The following is a 21986-nucleotide window of genomic DNA, read 5'->3' as shown; positions in this document are numbered from 1 at the left end:
GAAAGTAGGAAACAGTTCGGATGAAAAAGCTTTGGTTAACTTTAGCGTTGGGTCTCACGGTGATCGGTGGTTTCTCGCTGATTACTTCGGCACCCGTCACCGCTCAGGCCGCTACGCAACGTACGGAGATTCCCAAGTCACTGCGCGGTCACTGGCGACTTTATGACAAGGGGTTCCATCATTATGAAATGCAAATTTTCACGAAATGGGAATCTAAGAACACAACCGCTGGGTTTAAAATTCATTGGTTTACCATGTCGGGTAAGTCAAATAAGACGACGTCGACGCAAAGTCCTTTACAGCTGCAAAAAGTCGGTAAGGGTTACCGCGTTTCACCAAAGGATGACCTGTACCCTAAAGACTGGGCAGTTTGGACCCGAGTCAAGCATCACGGTAAAACGGCGCTCCACGCCACTTATCCGGGTGCTTTGGTTAAAACCTCAGGTGCCTATTATTACCGGTACAAGTAAGAACTTGTAATGGCAACTGGTTAACTATCAGTTGCACCTAAGCGTTATAGACTTAAAACTAGTCTCACCCAGCCACCTGCGGCAGTCAGAGATTCCGCCTGCTGTGGGGAACGCCTGCGGCCTGAAAAGCGGTCCTTCGGCTCGGTTTGAAGCCTGGAAGAAGCACCAGTCTCCAAACACGTCCCACGGTGTAAGCCGAAAATCGGCTAACACCGTCGCCACAGCTGGCTCCACCTCTGACTGCCTCCGGTTAAGCGAGTTTCTGGAAACTCAGCTAGCTTAGATACCTGAATGACAGCACTTACGCAATATTATTGGCACGCCACTATGTCTGACTAAACACCAATACCCAATCCTGGTTGTATCAGGAACAGTGGGTGTTTCAGTCCTTTCAACCATTAGTTAGGAATAAACGCAAAGAGGGGTTCCTTGTTGACCCCCCCTTTTTGCGTGCCGTGAAGCCTGTCGTTAAGGCGCTGGAAAAAGTTTCAATACCCGAACATGTATGGTAAGATTTGACTTATGAGAAGTGTCTGCGTATAAGGAGCCTTTAGAGATGTTAACTATCCGTGATATTGCCGCCAAGGCTGGTGTGTCGGTATCGACAGCCTCACGTGCATTAAATAATAATCCCCGGATCAGTCAAGCGACCCGGGAGCGTATTCAAGCTTTGGCCGATGCCGAAGGGTATTTGCCAAATTACAACGCTAAAAATCTAACGGCGGGGGAAGCCAACGCGGTGGGCGTGGTTTTTCCGACGGCTAACCACACGTTGCCCGAGAACCCGTTTTACATTGACCTGTTGCGGGGGATCAACACCCAGTTGGTTCAGCGCCAATACGTGTTATCCGTTGCCATCAGTAAGACCCCAGAGGACCTGCTGAAGAACGTGAAGTCGATGGTCGCGCAGGGGAAAATCAAACGGTTTATTTTGTTCTACGCGCAAGCTGACGACCCCATCACGAACTTCCTGCGGCAACACAAACTGCGGTTCGTGACGATTGGCCATCCCGCCGATCACGCCGAGGACTTTTTCGTGGACAACGATAACCTACAGGCCGGTATCGGTGGGGCGACCTACCTACTCGACCAGTTGGCCGTCAAGCACCCAGTCTTCGTGGAATCCGAACATGATTGGGGCTATGAGCAGCAACGGCGAGAAGGGTATGAACGGGTGACTGCTGAGTTTAACGTGGAGCCGTTGACGTGCAAGTTGGGCGAGTTGAACCGGGTGCGACTCTTTATCAAGCAGCACCCTGAAATTGACGGTATCATGGCCACTGATGACTATAATGCCATTGAGTTCTACCGGCTGTTGCGTGAACAATACGACATTAGCCGGTTTCCCATCGTTAGTTTCAACCACTCACTACCTGACGGCCTGACGGACGCTAACCTTCATTCAGTGGACTTGTTCCCAGAAAAAATGGGATCCGCCACGGTGGCCTTGTTGTTTAGTGATCGTGAACCATTGGAGTCACCAACGCCTGGTCAAATAAAAATTCCGTACGAAATTAAATAAATTGTGAGGGCTCGCACAACTGGTGCTAAATCCAGTTGGCGAGCCTTTTTTAACTGTCAGCGTTTTCAAAGTGAGCAAACAAATGGCCAAAAAAAATTTGCGCAAACGGTTGCATTAGAATGAAAGCGGTGCCATAATGTATCTCGTAAAGTCATTTAGCTATTATTTAAAGTTAGTTTGAGGAGGTTTTCGCTATGTCAGACGTTGCAGCTTCAGAAGACACGTCAGCGGCCGCCGCGCAAAAGAAAAACGGTTTGCCGACGTTGTCTGCTAGTACTATTTGGATGATCAACTTTGGTTTCTTAGGGGTGCAAACGGCCTTTACGTTACAAAGTTCTCAAATGAGTCGGATTTTTCAAACCATTGGGGCAGACCCCAACAGTTTAGGGTGGTTCTTCATTTTGCCACCATTGGCTGGCTTAATTGTGCAACCGATTGTCGGGTACTATTCCGATAGAACCTGGGCACCTAAGTTTGGTGGTCGGCGGTTGCCTTACCTGTTGTTAGGAACGATTGTCGCGGTCATTGTCATGTGTCTGCTACCAAACTCAGGAAGTATGGGTTTTGGCTACGCGTCACTGGCAGCCTTGTTGTTCGGGGCCATCACCGTGGCTTTCCTGGACTTATCATCGAACGTTGCGATGCAACCGTTCAAGATGATGGTTGGGGACATGGTCAACGATGATCAGAAGAGTTATGCTTACGGGATTCAAAGCTTCTTGTCCAACACGGGTGCCGTTTTAGCCGCCATTCTGCCATTCTTGTTTGCCGCTATTGGGATCGCCAACACGGCGTCCAAAGGGGTTGTACCAGCGACGGTTAAAGTTGCCTTCTACGTTGGGGCGATTCTGTTAGTCATCACCAGTTTGTTCACCATCTTCCGGGTTCACGAATACGATCCAGATACTTACGCCAAGTACCATGGTATCCAAAAGGAAGATAACGAAAAGGGTGGGAACTGGTTTGCATTACTGAAGTCCGCACCCAAGGTTTTCTGGACCGTTACCTTAGTTCAATTCTTCTGCTGGGTGGCCTTCCAATACTTATGGACTTACTCCGCTGGGGCCATTGCTTCCAACGTTTGGCACACCACGAACGCCGCATCTGCTGGCTACCAGGCTGCTGGTAACTGGTACGGGGTGTTAGCCGCCGTGCAATCTATTGCTGCTGTGGTGTGGTCATACGTTTTGGCTAAGTTACCTAACAGTATTCATAAATTGGGTTATGCCGGTAGCTTAGGGTTAGGGGCACTCGGATTCTTATCCGTTTTCTTCATCCACAACCAATACGCTTTGATTGGCTCATTTATCTTAGTTGGGATTGCTTGGGCTGCGATGAACACTTACCCACTGACCATGGTTACCAACGCTCTGTCTGGTGCTCACATGGGAACTTACCTGGGGCTGTTCAACGGTTCCATCTGTTTGCCACAAATCGTGGCTTCTCTGGCCAGCTTTGCACTGTTCCCACTGCTTGGTGGTGCCCAAGCCAACATGTTCTTGTTAGGTGGGGTCATCATGGCAATCGGTGCAATTTCAGTTATGAGTATCAAAGAAACTTTCCGAGCATAAACGAAAAAAATGACGGCGACAAACGATTGGAAATTATGCCCTGAGAGGTAGATTAATCAGTGATTTCCAAATGCCAAGTCCAGTCATTGGTGATAGGTAACCATCATTGTTATGCTTGATTAAAAGAAAACCAACGTTAACGTTTGGCTATATCAAAGTTAATTAATGAATTTTGAAAATCATTTCGTTGACTAGTTGTCTTTGACGTACAGTTTAGCCGGAGGAAGACAAGTACGGAGCCTGTGTCGGTGTTGTTAGTCAGGGTTTTGTCCTGGCTTACAACACGGCCGAGCTTGGAAACTCACGGGTTAGGTGAGGTTTCAAGTCGCCCTGAAGACTCGGTTTTGGAGGCTTCAGGTTTGCCCCACAGCGCAGTACTTGTCATCCGCAGGCGAACCAACGTCAGACCATTTAGTCCAACGTAGATAAAGGAGAAATGTTGACCATGAAACGAATTTTTGAGGTACAGCCATGGAACGTCATTACCCATACGTTTGATCCCAAAGACAAACGCCTCCAGGAATCCATGACCAGTTTAGGGAATGAGTACATGGGGATGCGTGGTGACTTTGAGGAAGGATACAGCGGTGACTCCCTGCAAGGAATCTATCTAGGTGGTGTCTGGTATCCTGACAAGACCCGAGTGGGTTGGTGGAAGAACGGCTATCCTAAGTACTTTGGGAAAGTTGTGAATGCTGTCAACTTCATCAAATTGCCCATCGAAATTAATGGTGAAGCCATCGACTTGGCCAAGGACAAGATCAGCGACTTTGTCTTGGACCTAGACATGAAGCAGGCCGTATTAAACCGGTCCTTCGTGGTTGAACGGGGTGACGTGCGGGTAGCCTTTAAGTTTGAACGTTTTCTGAGTGTTAGCCAACAAGAACTTTCCGTTCAACGGGTCAGCGTTAAGAACTTGAGCGCGGACAGTGTAGACGTGACCATCAAGCCAAGTATCGACGCCGACGTGAAGAACGAAGAAGCCAACTATGACGAACGTTTCTGGGACGTGTTGGATGCTGATCAACGGGCTGAGAGTGGCAGTATCATTGCCAAGACGACGCCAAATCCATTTGGCACGCCACAGTTCACTTCTGGGATGGAAATGCGGACGGTTACTGATTTAAACGCTGTCAACGTTGCCCAACCTAATGACAAGGAAGTCGTTACTGCCTTCAACGGCAAGCTGGCCCCTCAAGCTGAAACGACGTTGGAAAAGCGGGTCATCGTGGTTACTTCACGTGATTACGACACGCAGGAAAAGCTGACCGCGGCCATGCATGAACTTAGCGACAAGGTCGCTAAGGAAAGCTACGCAGAATTGCTCAACGCCCATACCGCTATCTGGGCTGACCGTTGGGAAAAGTCTGACGTGGTCATCAAGGGTGACGACGAGTCGCAACAAGGAATTCGTTTTAACTTGTTCCAACTCTTTTCTACCTACTATGGCAAGGATTCTCGCTTGAATATTGGACCAAAAGGGTTCACTGGCGAGAAGTATGGTGGTGCCACCTACTGGGATACCGAAGCCTTCGCCGTTCCCGTTTACTTGGGGATTACGAACCCCGAAGTGACGCGCAATCTGTTGATGTACCGCTACAAACAACTTGACGGAGCCTACGTCAACGCCAAGGAACAGGGCCTGAACGGGGCACTCTTCCCAATGGTGACGTTTGACGGGATCGAATGCCATAATGAATGGGAAATTACCTTTGAAGAAATCCACCGGAATGGTGATATTGCCTTTGCCATTTACAATTACACGCGTTACACCGGTGATACCAGCTACGTTCTGCATGAAGGGGCCAAGGTCCTCAGCGAAATTTCTCGCTTCTGGGCTGACCGGGTACACTTCAGCAAGCGGAATCAGAAATACATGATCCACGGGGTTACCGGTGCTGACGAGTACGAAAACAACGTTGATAACAACTGGGACACAAACATGTTGGCACAGTGGACGTTGAAATACACGTTGGAAATCTTGGGTAAGGTCGACCAGGAAACGGCCAAGAAGTTGGCCATTTCTGATGAAGAAAAGGCTAAGTGGCAAGACATTGTTGACCGGATGTACCTGCCTTATGACAAGGATTTGAACATCTTCGTCCAACATGACGGTTTCCTGGACAAGGATATCGAACCGGTCAGCTCAATTCCAGCCGACCAACGGCCAATCAACCAACACTGGTCATGGGATAAGATTCTGCGGTCACCTTACATCAAGCAAGGGGATGTGCTGCAAGGAATCTGGGACTTCATCGACGATTACACGCCAGAACAAAAGAAGGCCAACTTTGATTTCTATGAACCACTGACGGTTCACGAATCCAGTCTGTCACCAGCTATTCACTCCGTCTTGGCTTCCGACCTGGGTTACAAGGATAAGGCTGTGGAACTTTACTCACGGACGGCACGGTTGGACTTGGATAATTACAACAACGACACCACGGATGGGCTGCACATCACAGCTATGACCGGTGGTTGGATTGCTGTGGTTCAAGGGTTTGCTGGTATGCGAGTTCGCAATGGCCAGCTGCACTATGCTCCATTTTTGCCAAAGACTTGGACGAGTTACACGTTCCGTCAGGTCTTCCATGGCCGGTTGGTCGAAGTCAGCGTTCACGCTGACGGGCCACACTTCAAGCTGATTAGTGGTGATCCTCTGACCATTGATGTCGCTGGTGAAAGTGTTGAACTGAAGTAGGTTGTTGAGTTGTGGTGGAGCTTGGCCGCCTGCGGCCGCCAGAGACTGCGCTGTGGGGCGACCCTGGAGAGCCGAAGTGCGGTCTCCCCAGGCGCCTGAGAACCTCGCCCAATACGCGAGTTTCCCAGGTCGGCCCATGTTCTAAGCGGAAAGAATCATTCCGCTAAGAACATCGACACAGCGCAGTCCCTGGCGTCCTCCGGCTGAGCGTTGCTCACTGGATTGCTGATGAGTGCGCTCAGCACTGACAGTACAATTAAACTGTATGTAAATGAGGTAGTCCCCTGACTTATTAGTTAGGTGGCTGCTTTTTGTGTTTAACCGTCTATGGCCGCTGGGAACTGTGCCGTGGGTGCGTTCAGCACTGACGCTACAATTAGACTGTATCTAAAATATAGATAAACGAAAACGACCACCCAGCTGAAATGCCGGATGATCGCTTTTTGTTTGAAAATTCAAAGTTAGTCGAGATGACGCAACAACTAACAATAATGGAATTTCCGTCGTATTTAACTTAAACGCAAATATAGCCGTAGGTTGACGGGAATGGTGGTCGCAGTGACGACAACATAAGCTGGCTGGCCAGCTTATGTTGTAGGGCGAGCTTGGAAACGGCCGCTGTTGGGCCCGGTTTCAAGCCGAGGAGAAAGACCGTTCTTTGGCTTTCTCCGGCCCCAACAGCGGCCACCATTCCCGGCAACCGGAGGCAGCAATCTAACTAAGTAATTGTTAGAAATCTTGCGGCAAGTTCTGTTGTTGCTGCGCTTTGGTCTTAACTAAGGGCGCATCATCCTGCCAGTAAGTGAGCCACTCGCCACTGGTCGTCAGGCTTTCCAGCTCGAGCTGATTTTTAACCAGGAGGTCCTGTTCCAACCGTTCCTTAAAAGTGGTGATCAATTGTTGGGTAACCTGCAGGTTTTGGGTCAAATCAGTGCCACCCAGATTGATGAGTTCATCGCGGAATTGATCGCGGATTTCCGCTTCGATTTGCCGTAGCTGCCGTTCGATTTGGCGGGCTAATTTCGGTTGATTATTCACGTCGAAAGCCATCGCTGGACTGATGCCAACAAATTGGGCGTTAATTTTAGGTGTGTCAATACCATAAGGTGTCTGGGCACCGTTGCCGAAGACGTCGAAAGCCCGGATAACCGTTAAAACTTCTGCCATGTGAGGTGTACTCCTTTTGTTAAACGTAATGAATTCAGTGTACGGCATAGAAAAACCCACGTCAAACGGAGCCGCGGACAGCGCTTGACGTGGGTTACTTTGAGTTGAATTTAGAGGAACGGATGCTTACCAGCTAGCTTTTTTAACGCCAGGAATCTTGCCTTCATGGGCGAGTTGCCGGAAGTTCAGGCGTGAGAGCCCAAACTTACGCATGTAAGCGTGAGGCCGGCCATCTAAATGGTCACGATGGTGCATCCGAGTAGGGGAAGCATCCCGAGGAAGCAGAGCTAATGCTGCGTAGTCGCCAGCGGCCTTAAGTTCGGCTCGCCGTTCAGCATAGCGTTCGACAGTAGCTTCAATACGTTTTGCTTTTGCAATTTTGGATTTCTTTGCCATGAATAGATGAGGCTCCTTTACTATTAAATGATAATAATTACGCTTTACCAATTTATCATAGGGCAAATAGCCTGTCAACGAATGTGACTCGTTGAGATTGTCAGCGCCTTTGAAAGATGAAATACCAAGTCTTAGTGGACTACGTAGGCTAAATTGACCATAGCTGGACGAGGACTTGTTAGGCGGTAGAAAATGCTATATCTAAACTGCAATTAAAGAGTTATCTCGGCAGAAATATTGATGAACAAAGCATGCTCAATTTGAGTATTTTTAAATTTACACCAATCCTAAGCCGGAGGAGGCCAGGGACCGCGCTGTGTCGATGTTCTTGGTGGCGGGGGCTATGCCACCTAGAACATGGGCCGACCTAGGAAACTCGGGGTGGTCTGCCACGAGGTTTCTGGGCGCCCTGAAGACTCGTGATTTTCGAGGCTTCAGGGGTTGCCCCACAGCGTGGTCCCTGGCAGCCGCAGGCGGCCAATAGTGGATGAAACATTACAATTTCGTCAAAAAAACGACTCTTCACTAGCAGTGAGGGGTCGTTTCTAGTAACATTAATAGGTAACGTCGTAAGAAATCTCGTAACTCTGCGTTTCACCAGCTGGTAAGCTGACGTCCCCAAAGTTAGGATGATGCGGCGTGTCGGAGAGCGTTTGGGCTTCCAACGCAACGCCCATGTATGGCTGGCCAGGGCCAGTCGTTAATTTCATATCGGACGTGAAGGAGTTGGCAGTGAAGACAACTAAGCCATTGCGCTGGGACTTGATGGTGACTGCGCGGTTGGATTGGGGGTCGCTCAACTTGGCAATCGTGCCATCAGCAGCGGGTTCTACGTGGAAGAGGTCATCGAAACCTTTTTCCGGAATACCTTGCAGGCCACGGATAGCTTGCCCCAGATTTTGCCCCTTGGCAAAGTCGTAAGGTGTGTCAGCGTTGGCGATCATGTTGCCCGTTGGAATTTTCTTGTCAGTTACCTCCAAGTGTTCCTGCGCGTTGATCTGTAACGTTTGACCAGAGATCAGTTGGTCATCACTCAGGTTGAAGTAGACGTGCAACGTTGGGTTGAAGAGGGTCAGTTCGGTTGAATTGGCTTCGAACTTCAGGTTAACGTGGTCGTGGTCATCCAGAGAGTAGATCATTTTGGCCCGCATATCGCCAGGGAAGGAATCTTCGCTGGATTTGAACGTGTGGGACAAAATAATCTTAGCCTCAGTGGGATTACTGTCGTCGACTTCACCCTCCCAATTGACCGTGTTAAAACCGTTAGGACCACCATGGAGGTTGGTGTCATCACCTTCGTTGGTATCGACGTGGATGGTCTGACCACCGAGTTCAAATGAACTTCCACCGATTCGACCACCGGTTCGGCCAATTCCCATGCAAACGTAGAATGGATTGTCGAGGTAGTCGGCCATCTTATGGTAAGATAGCACCAAATTCTTGTCTCCGTTGGCACTTGGAACGGTCAGCTTGTGGAGGGTAGCTCCCCAGCTTAAGATAGAGAGTTTAACCCCATTTTTATTTTCAATGGCGTACTCTGTGACAGCTTGCGCCTGGTAAGTATCCCAATGGTTCACAGCAGTTTTCATAGGTAAATTCCTCGATTCTAAGAGTTATAAAGCGTTTTCATTTATCCCTATAGTACTTTTTTATCCGGACAATTGTCAAATGAAGTTTGGGCATAAACGTTTAATTGGTGAAGCCTTCAGCACCCAACAATTTACCTAGGAACAATTTAATTTTGTGCCATTTACGTTTGTACGGACAAATTTGTAAACTGAGTCGGTAACTGGTATAAATGTTTAGTGAACAAAATTTCACTTGTACGCAATCGATGAAACTGGCATAATAGGTTAGTTTAAGGGGGTCGTGACATGGCAAGCAAATGGCGATGGTTAGCGGTTTTCCTTGGTGGTAGTTGGTTGGGTTACCGGTGGACGACTCAGGTCGCTACGCCAGCAGTTCCTTTGACTAATCGTCGGGCGGATACTGAATACACGGCCGTCCCCACCCTATTTATACCAGGATGGGGTGGCAACGCGTGGACCTATAATGGGTTGTTGCGTTGGCTGGCCCGTCACGGATACGGTCACAAGGTGTTGACCGTGACCGTCTCGCGAATCGGTGTGCTCCATTTTACTGGAACGTGGACTGGCCAGGCCACTAATCCCTTGATTCAAGTCCTGTTTACGCACAGTTTTACGGCGGATTATCAGCAACAGATTCGTTGGATCACGGAAATTCTGCGTCAACTTAGGCACCGTTATGGTATTACGAGCTATAACGTGGTTGCCCACTCGTGGGGCGGCAGTGCGGCGGTCGGCAGTTTGGTCCTGCATGGGCCTGCGGTGAATCTGCCCCGGCCTAATCGCTTGATTCTGTTAGGTGCGCCGGTCGACGAAAGTCAGCCAACGCGACCCGTTGATGAGGCATTTGAGCGGCTACGCGACCAGCGTGCTAATTTGCAGGCCGTGGGTCTATTGACCATTTATAACGTCTACGGCACGCTCTTAGGACGGCAGACGGATGGTTCAGTTCCTGCGACGCAAGTACAGGCGCTCCGGCAAATTGTTGTCGGCAGTCCGGTCACCTATCAGGAACACCATGTTCGCGGCGTTAGTCACGGACAACTGCACGCCAGTCCTGCCATGTGGCGTTTGATTGCTCGACTACTCTGGTCACCAGGTAAGCTAACGAGTCACTGAACCGTTTAGCTAGTTTTAAACTTCACCGGCTAGAATGGCGTCAATGACGTTCAGCACGCCATCGTGATCGTTGTCAGTGGGAGTAATCAAGTTAGCTACGTCACGGACGGACTTTGTCCCGTTTTGCATGGCAACGCCGAGACCAACGTGTTCTAGCATTTCGCGGTCGTTATCATTATCCCCGAATGCTGCGACCTGTTCCTTACGTAAGCCCCAGGACTCGGCCAGTTGCATCAAGCCAATGGCTTTGTTCATGTGGGGCGCAACGATGTCAATGCTGCCGAATCCACTAGCGGTGGCGTGAATCTGCCCAGGGAACCGGGCGTTAAGCTTGGCGGCTAAGTGTTGAATCGTCTCGTTGGGCCACTCACCGTTGATTTTGTAGATGGTGTCGTGAACCTCTGTGAGGTCATCAACGCGGACAATGTTATTGAAGAAGTAATCTTGGGAGGCTTCGTCCGTGGGATGGTCCCGCCGGTTAATGTAGGTGCCGTGAGCACCAGATAATCGGAGTACTTGTGGTCGTAAATGGTCGTCGGCTAGAATTGCGGTGACAACTTGATTGACGATGGGGTTGGGAATCGCGGTTTCAAATAGGGTTTTGCCTTGGTTCACAATCAGACTACCGTTTTCGGCAACGAACGTTTGAACGGCGGGGGTGGGCGCAAAGACGCGGTGAAGGTGACCTAAGTGGTTACCACTGGCCACGACAAAGTGGATGCCGGCCGCTGCCAAACGGGTGAGTTGTTCATCGAAACGGTCATGATTGTACTGCCGTTGTGAATTTAAAAAGGTCCCATCGACGTCGGTTGCAATCAGTTTAATTTGAGTCATACAGTTCTCCCTTTGTGTTTAGAATTTCTTAACCTTAATCATAATGGCTTGATGTTGGGAATTCAATGGGACGCTGGGGAAGAAATATAACAAAATGATTGCAATTACTAGTTTTATTGAGCACTATGCTATAAACTATTAATGAATCGGTAACATATAGAGTAGAAATAAGGGCTATAATAAATGATTAGCGGGTAAGATAGTAAGAGTCATCCCTGCTAGAGCTATGCAGAAAGGAAGAAAGATTAATGACGCAAACGAACGATTTAAACCAATCCTTGGAATGGTTTTCTCAACTCCAAAAAATCATGCGGCCAGTAACGACCATCAAAACGGAGGATATCACGATCTCCTTGGAACAATTCAACTTGTTACACGCCATCACTGATCAACGTGAAGAATTCACGCCAACGAAATTTGCCGGTCAAATCGGTGTTTCCAAGTCGATGATCTCTGGCCAGATTTCACGGTTGTTGCGGGCTGGTTTAATCGAAAGCATCGCCTCACAAGTCGATCGTCGGCAACACAACTTGAAGCTGACACCAGATGGCGTGAAGGTTTACACGCAAGTTCGTGGCCAAGTTGTTGAACGACTCACCAACTTACACAACGATATCGCTAAATTAATGTAATTAATAAAGAAATTATATAATTAAAAAAGGGTCCCCTTTAAGTCCGGAATCTTTCATTCGTATGACATTTTGATTAAGACAACGCAACGCTTGCATGTCTTAGTTATAATGAGTTATGAAGAAAGAAATTAGGAAGTGGAGGGGATTTTTTGAATTTGCGAGCAAAATTTGGCTTATTCGCCGTGGTTGTTGCGGGAGCAACGTTTTTGGGACTAAATCCGGTAACAGTAACACCACGTTCGGCCAATGAATCGGTGGCTTATGCGGCCACCAAGATCAATGCCAAGCACCAGGGGATGGTTGGCGATGCTAAGACGAGCAACAATGCCGCCTTGCAGAATATGATCAACAAATGGAGCGGAGCGGTTACGATTCACGTGCCCAAGGGGACGTATGTTTTTAATGCGGGGGCCATCAAGCTTCACTCAAACATCAACTTTAAATTTGATAAGGGTGCCGTGTTCCGTGTGACTTCGGGCAAGCGGGTTAACTTTGTCTACCCTAGTCCTGAAGCTGGCTATGACGGCGGTATCAGTAATGTGACTTGGACGGGCGCAACCTTCCAGGGGGACAACACCGCTGCTGGACAGAGCGTCTTCACCCAAAGTATTCACCACGCTAGCAACGTGACGTTTAACAAGTGTGTCTTCGATAACGCCGAATCACCAACTGGTCACTACATCGATATCGATGGGAGCCACGCTGTGAGGGTTAAGAATTCTGTCTTTACCGGGTTCAACGGCTCTATGGATTACAAGGAAGCCATTCAGGTGGATTATTCCAACGCGAAAGCCATGTCCTACAAGAACAAGGGTGACAAGTACGATAATCTGCCAAGCTTTAACGTGAAGGTCGATCATAACCAATTCTTGCCAGTCTCTAAGGCTTCCGGTCAGGTGGCTTCATACGCGCCTAACCCAATTGGTGAACATGCCATCTATGGTCACGGTAAAGCTGGCATCATTCATGATGTCTTTTTCACCAACAATACGGTGGTCGATCCTAAACCACTGATGTCTGATGGGGTCGCTACGATTCACTTTAAAGGGATTTCCGACCTGTGGATCACTGGCAACAAGTTTATCAATCAACACGTATTAGGATCTGGAAACTACATTTACCTGTACAATTCTGAACCCGAATACAATATGACAAACCTAAATATTTCCGATAACACGTTCACTAACGTCAACCCAACTAAGCAATATATTTACCTGGACAGTAAGAAAGCTAACAATCCAATGACGGGTGTCTCAATTACAGATAACAAGGCCACGACACAATCCGGGACCAAAGCAGCTTTTGTGAAAGGAAACTTTGATCTGACCGGGTCGGACATTGATATTGCCAATAACACGGTGAAGAAGCAAAAGGCAGTCATCACCAACGTGGCGGCGCAACAGACGATTACGAACACGACAGTACACAAACCAACTTCTAATTCTAGCAGTTCTAGCAGCACCTCTTCGCAAAAGTTGAAGAAGCGTAAGCAGACCAACAAGAGTGAAAAGTACGTGGGCGGCTTAGCCACGCAACACGCACAATTGAAAAAGAACTATAAGACTTACTCCGTGTACAATCACATTCGCGGGCACAAGAATTGGAACATCATGAAATTCAACTGGAAGAAGCTCAAGAGCAAGCGGGTCTACGTTGACATGCGTGCCACGGCTGACACTGGTAAGTGGTACCGGATTCGATTTGGTAAGAATGCTAAAACAAAGTACTGGATTCGGACGGGGGCGTTGCAGTTTGATACCTTCAATGTTGAAGAATACGACCGCGATTTAACGCTGATGAAGATCTACCCAGTCTACACGCGACCATTTAATGATCCGCTGTTGGCCAAGCAAAAGGGCACAACGGCTGATTTAGCGGAACGGCGCGTCACGATTACACATCGGGTCAAGCGCACAGACTCAAATGGCAAGGTCACAACCTACTACCAAATGAGCAATGGCCTGTGGACACGGGCGTTGGCGTTTGATTTAGATTCATAGAGTGCGACGAAGGGCGTTTAGACGGTGAGCATTAACGTCGCTAGGCCGAGAATCCCGAACTTGGATTCTTGGTCTAGCGGGGTTAGGCGGAGCTGTCTGCCCGGCAGACGCACGTTTCAGCTAAGTAAAAAACAAAGGGTGAGCATTAACGTCATAAGACTGAGAATCCTGAATCTGGATTCTTGGTCTTATGGGGTTAGGCGGAGCCAGTTGCCTGTCGGTAGCACGTTTCAGCTAAAGTAAATACGTAGGGTTTGAGGCAAAAGTCTCAAGCCCTTTTTTTACGCGCCCAACGTCGATAGTTGAAACGTGCGACAGCGGGCAGAACTTCGCTAGATAAACAATCCAAGACCAGGCTTATTCGTCTATTAACGTTAATGCTCATTGATTAAACCACCTTTGATCGTCTTTCTTTTAATGACCTAGCTCTCCGTCACCGATTAGTCCAGCCTATCAAATATATCCAATTGAACTAATTTGCCGAATCCATGGCTGTCAAGCATCCGGTAAACTGGTAGAATAACGTTATACATAAAAGAATCAATTAGCTAAAATATTTTAATTATACATAGAGAAAAGAGGAAAATTTATGCGTCATAAACAATCGTCGCCAAAATGGACACCTACTCGCAAGCTTTGGGCGGGCGTCGGCATCATTGTCGTTGTTGGGTTAGCCTTCTTCCTAGGCTTGTCGATAGCGGGTCACCAGTCAACGGAGACTGAGCCCAGCACAGCTACCAGTAGTAAGGTCAAGGTTCAATCCAGCCATAAGGTGGCTAGCAGTCGGCGCCCTGATTCAACTGGGGATGTCGACGTTCTGTCAGATTTGACGGAGAAGGCGGGCGAGAATGCTAGTACCCGAACGAACAACAATGAAAAGACCTATTCACAATTTAAACAACAGAACGGGACCTGGTACTGGTGGTTGACCTCCAGCAAACGGGGAACGATTGAAGTTGGCGAGGTGCGCAGTGTGGCTAAGGATGGTCAGGCCGCACAGCTGAAGATGAAGAGTGAGTACTATGATCAGGGAACCGACTACACGTTGACTTTTCACTGGTTAGCGGGATCAAACACCCAGTATAATTTAAATACGGATTTTAAGCAGATCAACGGCGATTACACGTTGGGCGATACTGAAGATGACGTGACGCCAGCCAAAGATGTGAACCTCCAAGATGTTATCCAGTCGACGGTCGGTCGTGGAAAGGGCTACGAAGATGCCAGCACGCAGACCAACGGCGGCGACCAAACGACCAGCGAATTTTATGGTATGAATCCCAGTGGAAATGGTCGCTATGCTCATTGGTACTGGGACTTTTCTTCAAAGAAACGTGGGCCAATCATCCATGCCATGATCGGCAGTGTGAAGGTGGACTACGCCGGGAACCCGACGTCATTTGAGATGTCAGACATGGAGAAACAAAAGGACTTCACCGTGAGCGTTTCCTATGACTGGTCATCCAATACCTACCACTTATGGACCAGCTATCAAAATATTGACGGTAGATACACCAACGATGAGGCTCACTAACCGGGTTGAATGACGGTTGTTTTAAAATTGAGGAGAACAAGATGAAAATCAAAGTAATTGGTGTCAGTGTATTGGCCTTGCTGGTAGTTGGCTTAACGGGCTGTGGTCACCATCAAACGAAGTCGGCGGATAAGGCCAGTAGTCGCCAGTCGGTAGTGAAGAAGCAGGCAGCCACCAAGGCGGGGGCCACATCAACTAAGGCGGAAACTCCCAAACCATCCGCGTTAACGACCTTGCTGAGTGGTCTCACACAGAAGAATGCTGAGGACCGGAGTACCCAGAGTAACGGAGAAATGACCTACTCACAGTTTTACTACCGGAAGGGCAATTGGCACTGGCAGGTGACCTCCCGGAGTCGGGGGACCATTGCGAGTGGCCTGGTTGTCTCGATTCAAAGCAGCCAAGATGGTGAGTACAAATTGGCTATGAAGAGTCCTAAGGGTGAAGCGTATACGTTGGAACTAACGTATATGAAGCAAAGCTCCTATTATACCGTGAAGACGCGTTACCAACACATCAAGGGTGTCTATATTATCGGTGACACCACTGGTGTTTGGAGGACTGGTGCGCCGACTGAGTTAGTGGGGACCTGGTCCACTGGGTTTACCTCATCGACTAGAACCGATGAGAAAAAGATTGCTTACGATCGAACCCGGTTCTTTATTAGTGATCAGAGCATCGATGGCCAGATTGATAGCTTTACGAAAAATTATACCGTTTATCAAACGGGAAATGGCTGGGGTGCTAACAACGCCGTTTACTATCAAAGTCTCGGGCAAGGGACTTATTTATTGAAGACGTATTCAGATAAGTACTTAGGCAGCGTTTATAAAGTGACCCTGAGTGGTAACAAGCTGACCGTGCCAGGGGATGGTACGGAGATGAAGGACATGACAAAGGTGGCCAATAAGCCGGGGATGGCCTTTGGTTTTGGCAATAATCCGGCCAAACAGCTAACGGAAAAGCAGCTAGATGATTGGATCACCCGTCACCTTTCGGACTTTGGCGGGACCACCCACACCTACAAACAATCTGGTATTTCGACACCGGAGAAGGATAGTAAGGGCCGGGTGGTCGTGACGGTCCGGGATATGGGACGCGATGAGATTGCCCCGACCATTGGGAAGTTCCGGGTGTCTAGCACCGGGGTCCTGGAATGGGAGGATACGAGTGATGGCGCTGACATTTGGTTACCGGTGTCTGACGACCCCACGAATTAGACGGGTAATTCGTATTTGGGATAGTTGCATTGAGAAAAGCTAAATAAGTTTCCTTAATAAAAAGCCGGTCCAGTCAATTAGGTAAATTAAGATTTAAGACAAGTAGCGTGGTTGAGATTTCGACGACGCTACTTTTTTTGATAGTGAGAACGGTTTCTTAAATTTCTCTTCAATGTTGATTCAAATCAAAGACGGTTTGTCATGAAAAGTGGTAAGCTGTTTCCAAGCTTCAATGAACATCTTCAAAAAATCTTCATTTTTCCACCTTAAAACGGTTGCATTCCCCTGTTAGAGTGTATTGTAAGCCGATGAAAAGGGACAATTTAACCCCCAAATTAACGAGAAGTGAAGAAATTGTTAAAAGGTGGGCTAGACCGAGAGATTTGGGTTTCATCCTTTCTCATTGTGGTGTACAATGAGAATCATAAATTAGCACTCAAACATCCGAGTGCTAAAAAATTCTGCACCTCATCGAAGACAGATTATTGGAGGGCGATTCTATGATTAAAATGTACTTTCATGCGAAAACGACTGCGGTAACCAAGGCTATGAAGTGGTTAGCTAACCACGACGCTATCTTTACGGCACGTGACATTAAAAAACAACCTTTAACGCGAGAAGAGATTCTCTACATGTTATCTTTGACTGAAGAAGGTACTGACGACCTGATTTCAACGCGTTCTAAGGCCTACAAAGCTTTACCTGCATCCGTTCAGGATATGGGGATGAACGAATTGGTTGATCTCTTACAAAAGAATCCGGGCATCTTAAAGAACCCGATTGTCGTCGATCGTAACAAGTTAGCCACTGGTTTCGATTTGGAAACCATTCGGGAATTCGTTCCCGCTGCCTACCGGAAGAAGGAACTGGCTAGTTTCTTCAAGATTTTGAACGGCAAGGGCTTGGGTGTATCACCAGCTTAATAGAAGACTTAACCAGCTATGACCATTTCGGTTGTAGCTTTTTTTGTGGGATTTTGGGCAAAAACTAGAAAGTTTAGTTACGCTGATTATAGCAAACGTATTGGCGGGAAAATTAGGCAACCTAGTGTGGCCTTCCGCCTTACCGGCCTGGAACGGGCGGACACAACTTGAAGCGTCGAAAATACCGAGTCTACAAGCTTTGTCGAGTTGGAAAATCACCTACTAACTAAGTAGGACGACGCGCCTGAGCCCATAACTGTACACATGCAAGCCACTCAACTAATTCGTTATCAATTGGTCCGTAAAGATGGGAGTATGTCACAATCTTAGTTCTGATCGTGCTGAACCACTTTCAGAGCTGGGGATGGGGCAGACAATTTAAACCGTTTGGACAAATTAAAAGAGCCTGGAAGCCCAGACTCTTTGTGATGCACTTTAGCCGAAACGTGCGACAGAAGGCAGCTAGCTCCGCTTAACCCCGAACGGCAAATAATTCAAGTTCAGGATTTTTAACGGTTCGAAGTTAATGCTCACTAGCTAACCGCTTTCTGTCCCACTCGCTTAAATTTAATCTAACGTTGCTGGTCGTGAGTAACCGACCGTGTGCCACCAGGATACGTTGGTGGCTTCGTTGACGACACCTCGTAATTGGGCGTCGATCATCTTATTGCTGCCCTTATAGATACCCACGTGGGAGATATTGTTCTTGCTAGTACCGAAGAAAATCAGGTCCCCGGCTTTAGCATTCTGGGCACTCACGTGGTCGTAACTATTGTACTGTTGTTGTGCGGTCCGCGGCAGAGTTTGTCCGATGGCTTTGTGGAAGACGTACTTGGTAAAGCCAGAGCAGTCAAAGGAACTGGGACCGTTGGCGCCAAACACGTAAGGTTTACCTAGTTTTGATTTGGCTGCTTTGTAGACATCACTATAAGTACCGTTACCAGTTGTAGTGGCATTGGTCGAAGTGTGGGCGTAGCTCTTCTTTTGCAGGTAGCCGTGCCAGATCCAACCTGAGGCCGTCTTTCTACCGTTGGTCACATAGTAGTAAAGGTACTTCACGCCGTTTTTCTTCACGATGTATCGCTTCTTAGTGGCGTGCCAAGTCGTGTGGGGATAATTTTTTAAGTAGTGCGTTTTTTTTCCAAAGGTCATATTGGTTGCCGTACCGCCTAGGTTGTAGGTCCACCCAGTAGCGCTCTTACGAGTGTAGGCGGTATCGGTCATGTTGCGGGTGCTGACAATGGTATTCGTGGCATTGGCATGAGCGGTGGTGCCCAGGCTAAATGCTGGTACTAAAGCTGCGGCAAAGGCCACGGCTAAACTGACTTTTTTAAGTGTCTTCATCTTTATATCCATCCCTCATATGTAAGTTCATGTCGCTGGTACACTTACTAAGATAGCCGTTTTCTTTTACAGGATAGTTACGGGTGAACATCATTGGCGTTAACTTTTATGGCGTGTTCGTAATATTACAAGACTTGGACGGTTGTGTGGTTAGCGGCTTCTTTGAAAGCGCAAACAAATAATCGCGCCAGCAGGAGTCAGCTATGGTAGACTGTTAATGGCGCTGATTTAAGATTAAGGGTTGAAAGTTAGGGTTGAGTTGTTTGCGTGGCTGACTGATGTCAAAGGCTAACTAAGCACGGTATTCGATTGATTCAAAGCAGTCACGTAGCCGGAGGCGGCAAACATCAAACCAACTTTCAATCGTTAGTTTCGTTACATAATATTATGAGGTAGGTGTATTTTATGAGTGGTTTTATTGGCGAGTTCTTCGGTACCCTGATTCTGATTTTGTTAGGTGCCGGGACTGGTGCTAGTATCAACCTCAACAAGACGTACGCGAAGGGGAGCGACTGGACCTTTGTATCGATTGCCTGGGGAATGGCCGTGACCATGGGAGTTTACGTGGCCGGCATGTTGGGTTCGCAAGGTCATTTGAACCCGGCCGTTACAATTGGTTTCGCTGTATTTGGGTTCTTCCCGTGGGCCGATGTATTACCTTATTTATTGGGCCAGTTCTTAGGGGCCTTTCTGGGTGCGGCATTGGTTATCCTTCAATTCTATCCCCACTTTAAAGCAACACCGGATGAGGCGTCTGGTAACCAGGTCGGTATCTTTGCGACCCGGCCAGCTATTAAAAATCCGTTGTTTAATTTCATTTCTGAAATTGTGGCTACTTGGGCGTTTATCTTTATTCTCTTAAATCTGGGGGACTTCACCCAAGGTTTGAAACCGTTCATCGTCGGGGCTCTAATCATGGTTATCGGGATGGGCCTAGGGACGACCACTGGGTTCGCCATCAACCCCGCCCGGGACTGGGGACCACGGTTGGCTTACTCCATTTTACCCGTCCCTAACCGGGGGGCGACTGAGTGGAATTACGCTTGGGTCCCAATGTTTGGGCCGCTCATCGGTGGGTTGCTCGCCGCTGGATTGGAATTCCTTTTAAAATAGTCTTTGATTTGACCGCCTTGCCGGTCGCAGTAGATGGGCTGGAACGGTGCCGACACAACTTTAAGCTTGAAAAGCGTGAGTCTTAAAGCTTGGTCTTCTAAGCCGTAAACGGCTAAGAAGAATGAGGCGTCTGAGCCCATCTGCTTAAGATGGCTATCGACTTCAAAAGAAATGTCGGCTTAAAATTACTTAACAGTTTGCTTAGTATTGGTTTGAACCTAGCGCCAACCGATTCTGGGGAACCGTTGGTAGATTAACACAAATTGTGCATCATTTGAAAATGAGTCAATATAAAAGTGGTCCCAGTAATCAGTTATTGATTACTGGGACCACTTTTTTTGAGCTGCTGGATTGAGGAAAGCCGTGTGACATCGATATCCGTGTAGCCGGAGGTGGCAATTCTTCAATGATCACTAAGCCAGAAACGCCTCTAAATTCCGATAAACCTGTGCTTCCAGTTCGTCCGAAGCCATTCCCCGTAATGCTGCCACGGCCCGGATGCTCCGATGCAACACGTGGGGGTAGTCGGCCACGGTAGCCTTATCGTCGCCCGCCCAACGGATGGCCTCCAGACCATCCGTCTCAATTAAAATTCGGTTCAGCGGGACGTCCTGCGCTAATTGTGCCACGGCGGGGTCAGTCAGCACATCTACACCAATCGTGAAGAAACAATCCAAGCGGATGTAGTCACGTTGATACTCCTTCGTGGCGTACCAGTGGACCATATAGCGATTGGGATACTTTTGAATGGTTTTGAGAACCGCTCGCTCGCACCCCTTCGTGTGCAGGATGACGGGCTTGCGGTGGTCATGTGCAAATTGGAGCTGGGCTTCAAAGACACGCGACTGGTCCAGTAGGTTGACGTCTGTCCAAACGTTGTCTAAGCCAATTTCGCCGACCACGGCAGTTTTCTCCAGGTAGGGAGTGACTTCCGGCCAGCGAAAGTCTGTGGCCTGCCAGGGGTGAATACCGAAGCTCAAGTGTTGATTAGCGCCGGTGAGTAATGTATTGTGGTCCCACTCAGTGGGGGACTGACAGTTGATGATCGTTAAAATCTGGTCTTGTTGCTGCAGGTTAGCCAGTTCCCGGCTTCCAGCCAGATGGCAGTGGGCATCACTTAACATCGGAATCCTCCAGTAAGAGTTGGTAGATTTCGGTCTTCAGTGGCGCCTGAGTAGCCAACCACTCCCGGTCACGAGTCGCAGGGGTCAGTGAAATGTCCTGAACAACGTGCGCCGGTCGGGCTGACAAGACTAAAATTCGGTCGGACAAGTAGATGGCTTCCTCGATATCATGCGTTACTAATACCGTCGTTCGTTTCAAGGCCGTTGGTAGGCTGAGTAGCCAGTCCTGCATCAGTCCACGAGTCATGGCGTCTAAGGCCCCAAACGGCTCATCTAGGAGTAGGTAGTTGGCCGGATTCATCATGGTTCGTAGTAAGGCGACCCGCTGCCGCATCCCACCAGAGAGCTGACGGGGCAAGAAGTGGCGGTAGTCGACCAACCCAAAGAGGGTTAGCAGGTCCGTCACGTGGTCCTGATCCACGGTTTGATGGTTGATCCGTTGGTAGAGCGTAATGTTCTGGTCCACGTTCAGCCACGGTAACAACATATCCTCCTGTGGAAGGTAACTAAACGTGGTGTTCAGTCCGGTAATGGGTTGACCGTCGACCACCACTGACCCAGTCGAAATGGGTAACAGTCCGGTCAGAATCTTCAGTAGGGTCGATTTACCGGCACCACTGGGTGCAATCAAGGACACAAAACTGCCCGCATTGATAGTGGCCGTGACGTCATTTAGAATCTCCAAGTCATCTAGTGTTAGGCCGACGTGTTCCAGTGTGATCGCCATAGG

The 21986-nt window shown here is 48.5% G+C and carries 18 protein-coding genes; 11 read left to right on the top strand and 7 right to left on the bottom strand.

Annotation, left to right across the window (positions count from 1 at the left end):
* Positions 1-20 precede the first annotated feature (20 nt).
* The 4 genes from AB3Y94_RS06485 (at position 21) to AB3Y94_RS06470 (ending at position 6264) form a co-directional block, all read left to right on the top strand.
* Entirely contained in the window at positions 21-470 is a 450-nt protein-coding gene (locus tag AB3Y94_RS06485) for a hypothetical protein (protein ID WP_367295516.1), read from the top strand.
* A 556-nt stretch (positions 471-1026) separates the two neighbouring features.
* Positions 1027-1992, top strand: coding sequence for a LacI family DNA-binding transcriptional regulator (locus tag AB3Y94_RS06480; protein ID WP_367295515.1), 966 nt, complete (start codon positions 1027-1029; stop codon positions 1990-1992).
* Positions 1993-2186: 194 nt separating this feature from the next.
* Positions 2187-3563: an SLC45 family MFS transporter gene (locus tag AB3Y94_RS06475; RefSeq protein ID WP_367295514.1), complete on the top strand. Its 1377-nt coding sequence runs from the start codon at positions 2187-2189 to the stop codon at positions 3561-3563.
* A gap of 445 nt (positions 3564-4008) precedes the next feature.
* Entirely contained in the window at positions 4009-6264 is a 2256-nt protein-coding gene (locus AB3Y94_RS06470) for a glycoside hydrolase family 65 protein (RefSeq protein WP_367295513.1), read from the top strand.
* 729 nt (positions 6265-6993) lie between these two features.
* On the opposite strand, the gene AB3Y94_RS06465 is transcribed toward AB3Y94_RS06470, so the two are convergent.
* The 3 genes from AB3Y94_RS06465 to AB3Y94_RS06455 all read right to left on the bottom strand — a co-directional run bounded on the left by AB3Y94_RS06465 (position 6994) and on the right by AB3Y94_RS06455 (position 9416).
* Positions 6994-7431, bottom strand: coding sequence for a hypothetical protein (locus AB3Y94_RS06465; protein WP_367295512.1), 438 nt, complete (start codon positions 7429-7431; stop codon positions 6994-6996).
* 126 nt (positions 7432-7557) lie between these two features.
* Positions 7558-7827 carry a 30S ribosomal protein S14 gene (gene rpsN, locus AB3Y94_RS06460; protein ID WP_367295511.1) on the bottom strand — a complete coding sequence of 90 codons (270 nt, stop codon included), beginning with the start codon at positions 7825-7827 and terminating at the stop codon, positions 7558-7560.
* Between the two features lie 554 nt (positions 7828-8381).
* The gene (locus AB3Y94_RS06455; RefSeq protein ID WP_367295510.1) at positions 8382-9416 is read right to left on the bottom strand and encodes an aldose epimerase family protein; all 1035 of its coding nucleotides are present in this window, start codon (positions 9414-9416) and stop codon (positions 8382-8384) included.
* A 285-nt stretch (positions 9417-9701) separates the two neighbouring features.
* Between AB3Y94_RS06455 and AB3Y94_RS06450 the strand changes: the two genes are divergently transcribed.
* The gene (locus tag AB3Y94_RS06450) at positions 9702-10532 is read left to right on the top strand and encodes an alpha/beta hydrolase (RefSeq protein WP_367295509.1); all 831 of its coding nucleotides are present in this window, start codon (positions 9702-9704) and stop codon (positions 10530-10532) included.
* Between the two features lie 15 nt (positions 10533-10547).
* On the opposite strand, the gene AB3Y94_RS06445 is transcribed toward AB3Y94_RS06450, so the two are convergent.
* Positions 10548-11366 carry a Cof-type HAD-IIB family hydrolase gene (locus AB3Y94_RS06445; RefSeq protein WP_367295508.1) on the bottom strand — a complete coding sequence of 273 codons (819 nt, stop codon included), beginning with the start codon at positions 11364-11366 and terminating at the stop codon, positions 10548-10550.
* A gap of 248 nt (positions 11367-11614) precedes the next feature.
* Here AB3Y94_RS06445 and AB3Y94_RS06440 point away from each other — a divergent pair, with 248 nt between their 5' ends.
* The 5 genes from AB3Y94_RS06440 (at position 11615) to AB3Y94_RS06420 (ending at position 17675) form a co-directional block, all read left to right on the top strand.
* On the top strand, positions 11615-11998 hold the full coding sequence (locus AB3Y94_RS06440) for a MarR family winged helix-turn-helix transcriptional regulator (RefSeq protein WP_367295507.1): 384 nt from the start codon (positions 11615-11617) through the stop codon (positions 11996-11998).
* Between the two features lie 149 nt (positions 11999-12147).
* A complete protein-coding gene (locus AB3Y94_RS06435) occupies positions 12148-13998 on the top strand; it encodes an N-acetylmuramoyl-L-alanine amidase (RefSeq protein WP_367295506.1) in 1851 nt (616 codons plus the stop codon).
* 589 nt (positions 13999-14587) lie between these two features.
* On the top strand, positions 14588-15532 hold the full coding sequence (locus tag AB3Y94_RS06430) for a hypothetical protein (protein WP_367295505.1): 945 nt from the start codon (positions 14588-14590) through the stop codon (positions 15530-15532).
* A gap of 41 nt (positions 15533-15573) precedes the next feature.
* The gene (locus AB3Y94_RS06425) at positions 15574-16752 is read left to right on the top strand and encodes a hypothetical protein (protein WP_367295504.1); all 1179 of its coding nucleotides are present in this window, start codon (positions 15574-15576) and stop codon (positions 16750-16752) included.
* 500 nt (positions 16753-17252) lie between these two features.
* Positions 17253-17675 (top strand): Spx/MgsR family RNA polymerase-binding regulatory protein, encoded by a 423-nt coding sequence (locus AB3Y94_RS06420; protein WP_125681434.1) that lies wholly within the window; start codon positions 17253-17255, stop codon positions 17673-17675.
* A 567-nt stretch (positions 17676-18242) separates the two neighbouring features.
* Here AB3Y94_RS06420 and AB3Y94_RS06415 read toward each other — a convergent pair.
* Positions 18243-19019, bottom strand: coding sequence for a C40 family peptidase (locus tag AB3Y94_RS06415; protein WP_367295503.1), 777 nt, complete (start codon positions 19017-19019; stop codon positions 18243-18245).
* Positions 19020-19424: 405 nt separating this feature from the next.
* Here AB3Y94_RS06415 and AB3Y94_RS06410 point away from each other — a divergent pair, with 405 nt between their 5' ends.
* Entirely contained in the window at positions 19425-20132 is a 708-nt protein-coding gene (locus AB3Y94_RS06410; RefSeq protein ID WP_367295502.1) for an MIP/aquaporin family protein, read from the top strand.
* A 413-nt stretch (positions 20133-20545) separates the two neighbouring features.
* Here the strand turns inward: AB3Y94_RS06410 and AB3Y94_RS06405 are convergent, their stop codons facing one another.
* Together AB3Y94_RS06405 and AB3Y94_RS06400 are read right to left on the bottom strand one after the other, a co-directional pair.
* Positions 20546-21256 (bottom strand): TatD family hydrolase, encoded by a 711-nt coding sequence (locus tag AB3Y94_RS06405; RefSeq protein ID WP_367295501.1) that lies wholly within the window; start codon positions 21254-21256, stop codon positions 20546-20548.
* Positions 21246-21983 (bottom strand): ABC transporter ATP-binding protein, encoded by a 738-nt coding sequence (locus tag AB3Y94_RS06400; protein WP_367295500.1) that lies wholly within the window; start codon positions 21981-21983, stop codon positions 21246-21248. Before AB3Y94_RS06400 ends, AB3Y94_RS06405 begins: the two co-directional genes overlap by 11 nt.
* Positions 21984-21986: the final 3 nt, after the last annotated feature.

The organism is Levilactobacillus yonginensis, assembly GCF_964065165.1.
In the GTDB taxonomy this organism is placed as follows: Bacteria; Bacillota; Bacilli; order Lactobacillales; family Lactobacillaceae; genus Levilactobacillus; species Levilactobacillus yonginensis_A.
The sequence above is the reverse complement of the archived record's forward strand: the minus strand, read 5'-3'. Positions and strand labels throughout refer to the sequence as shown.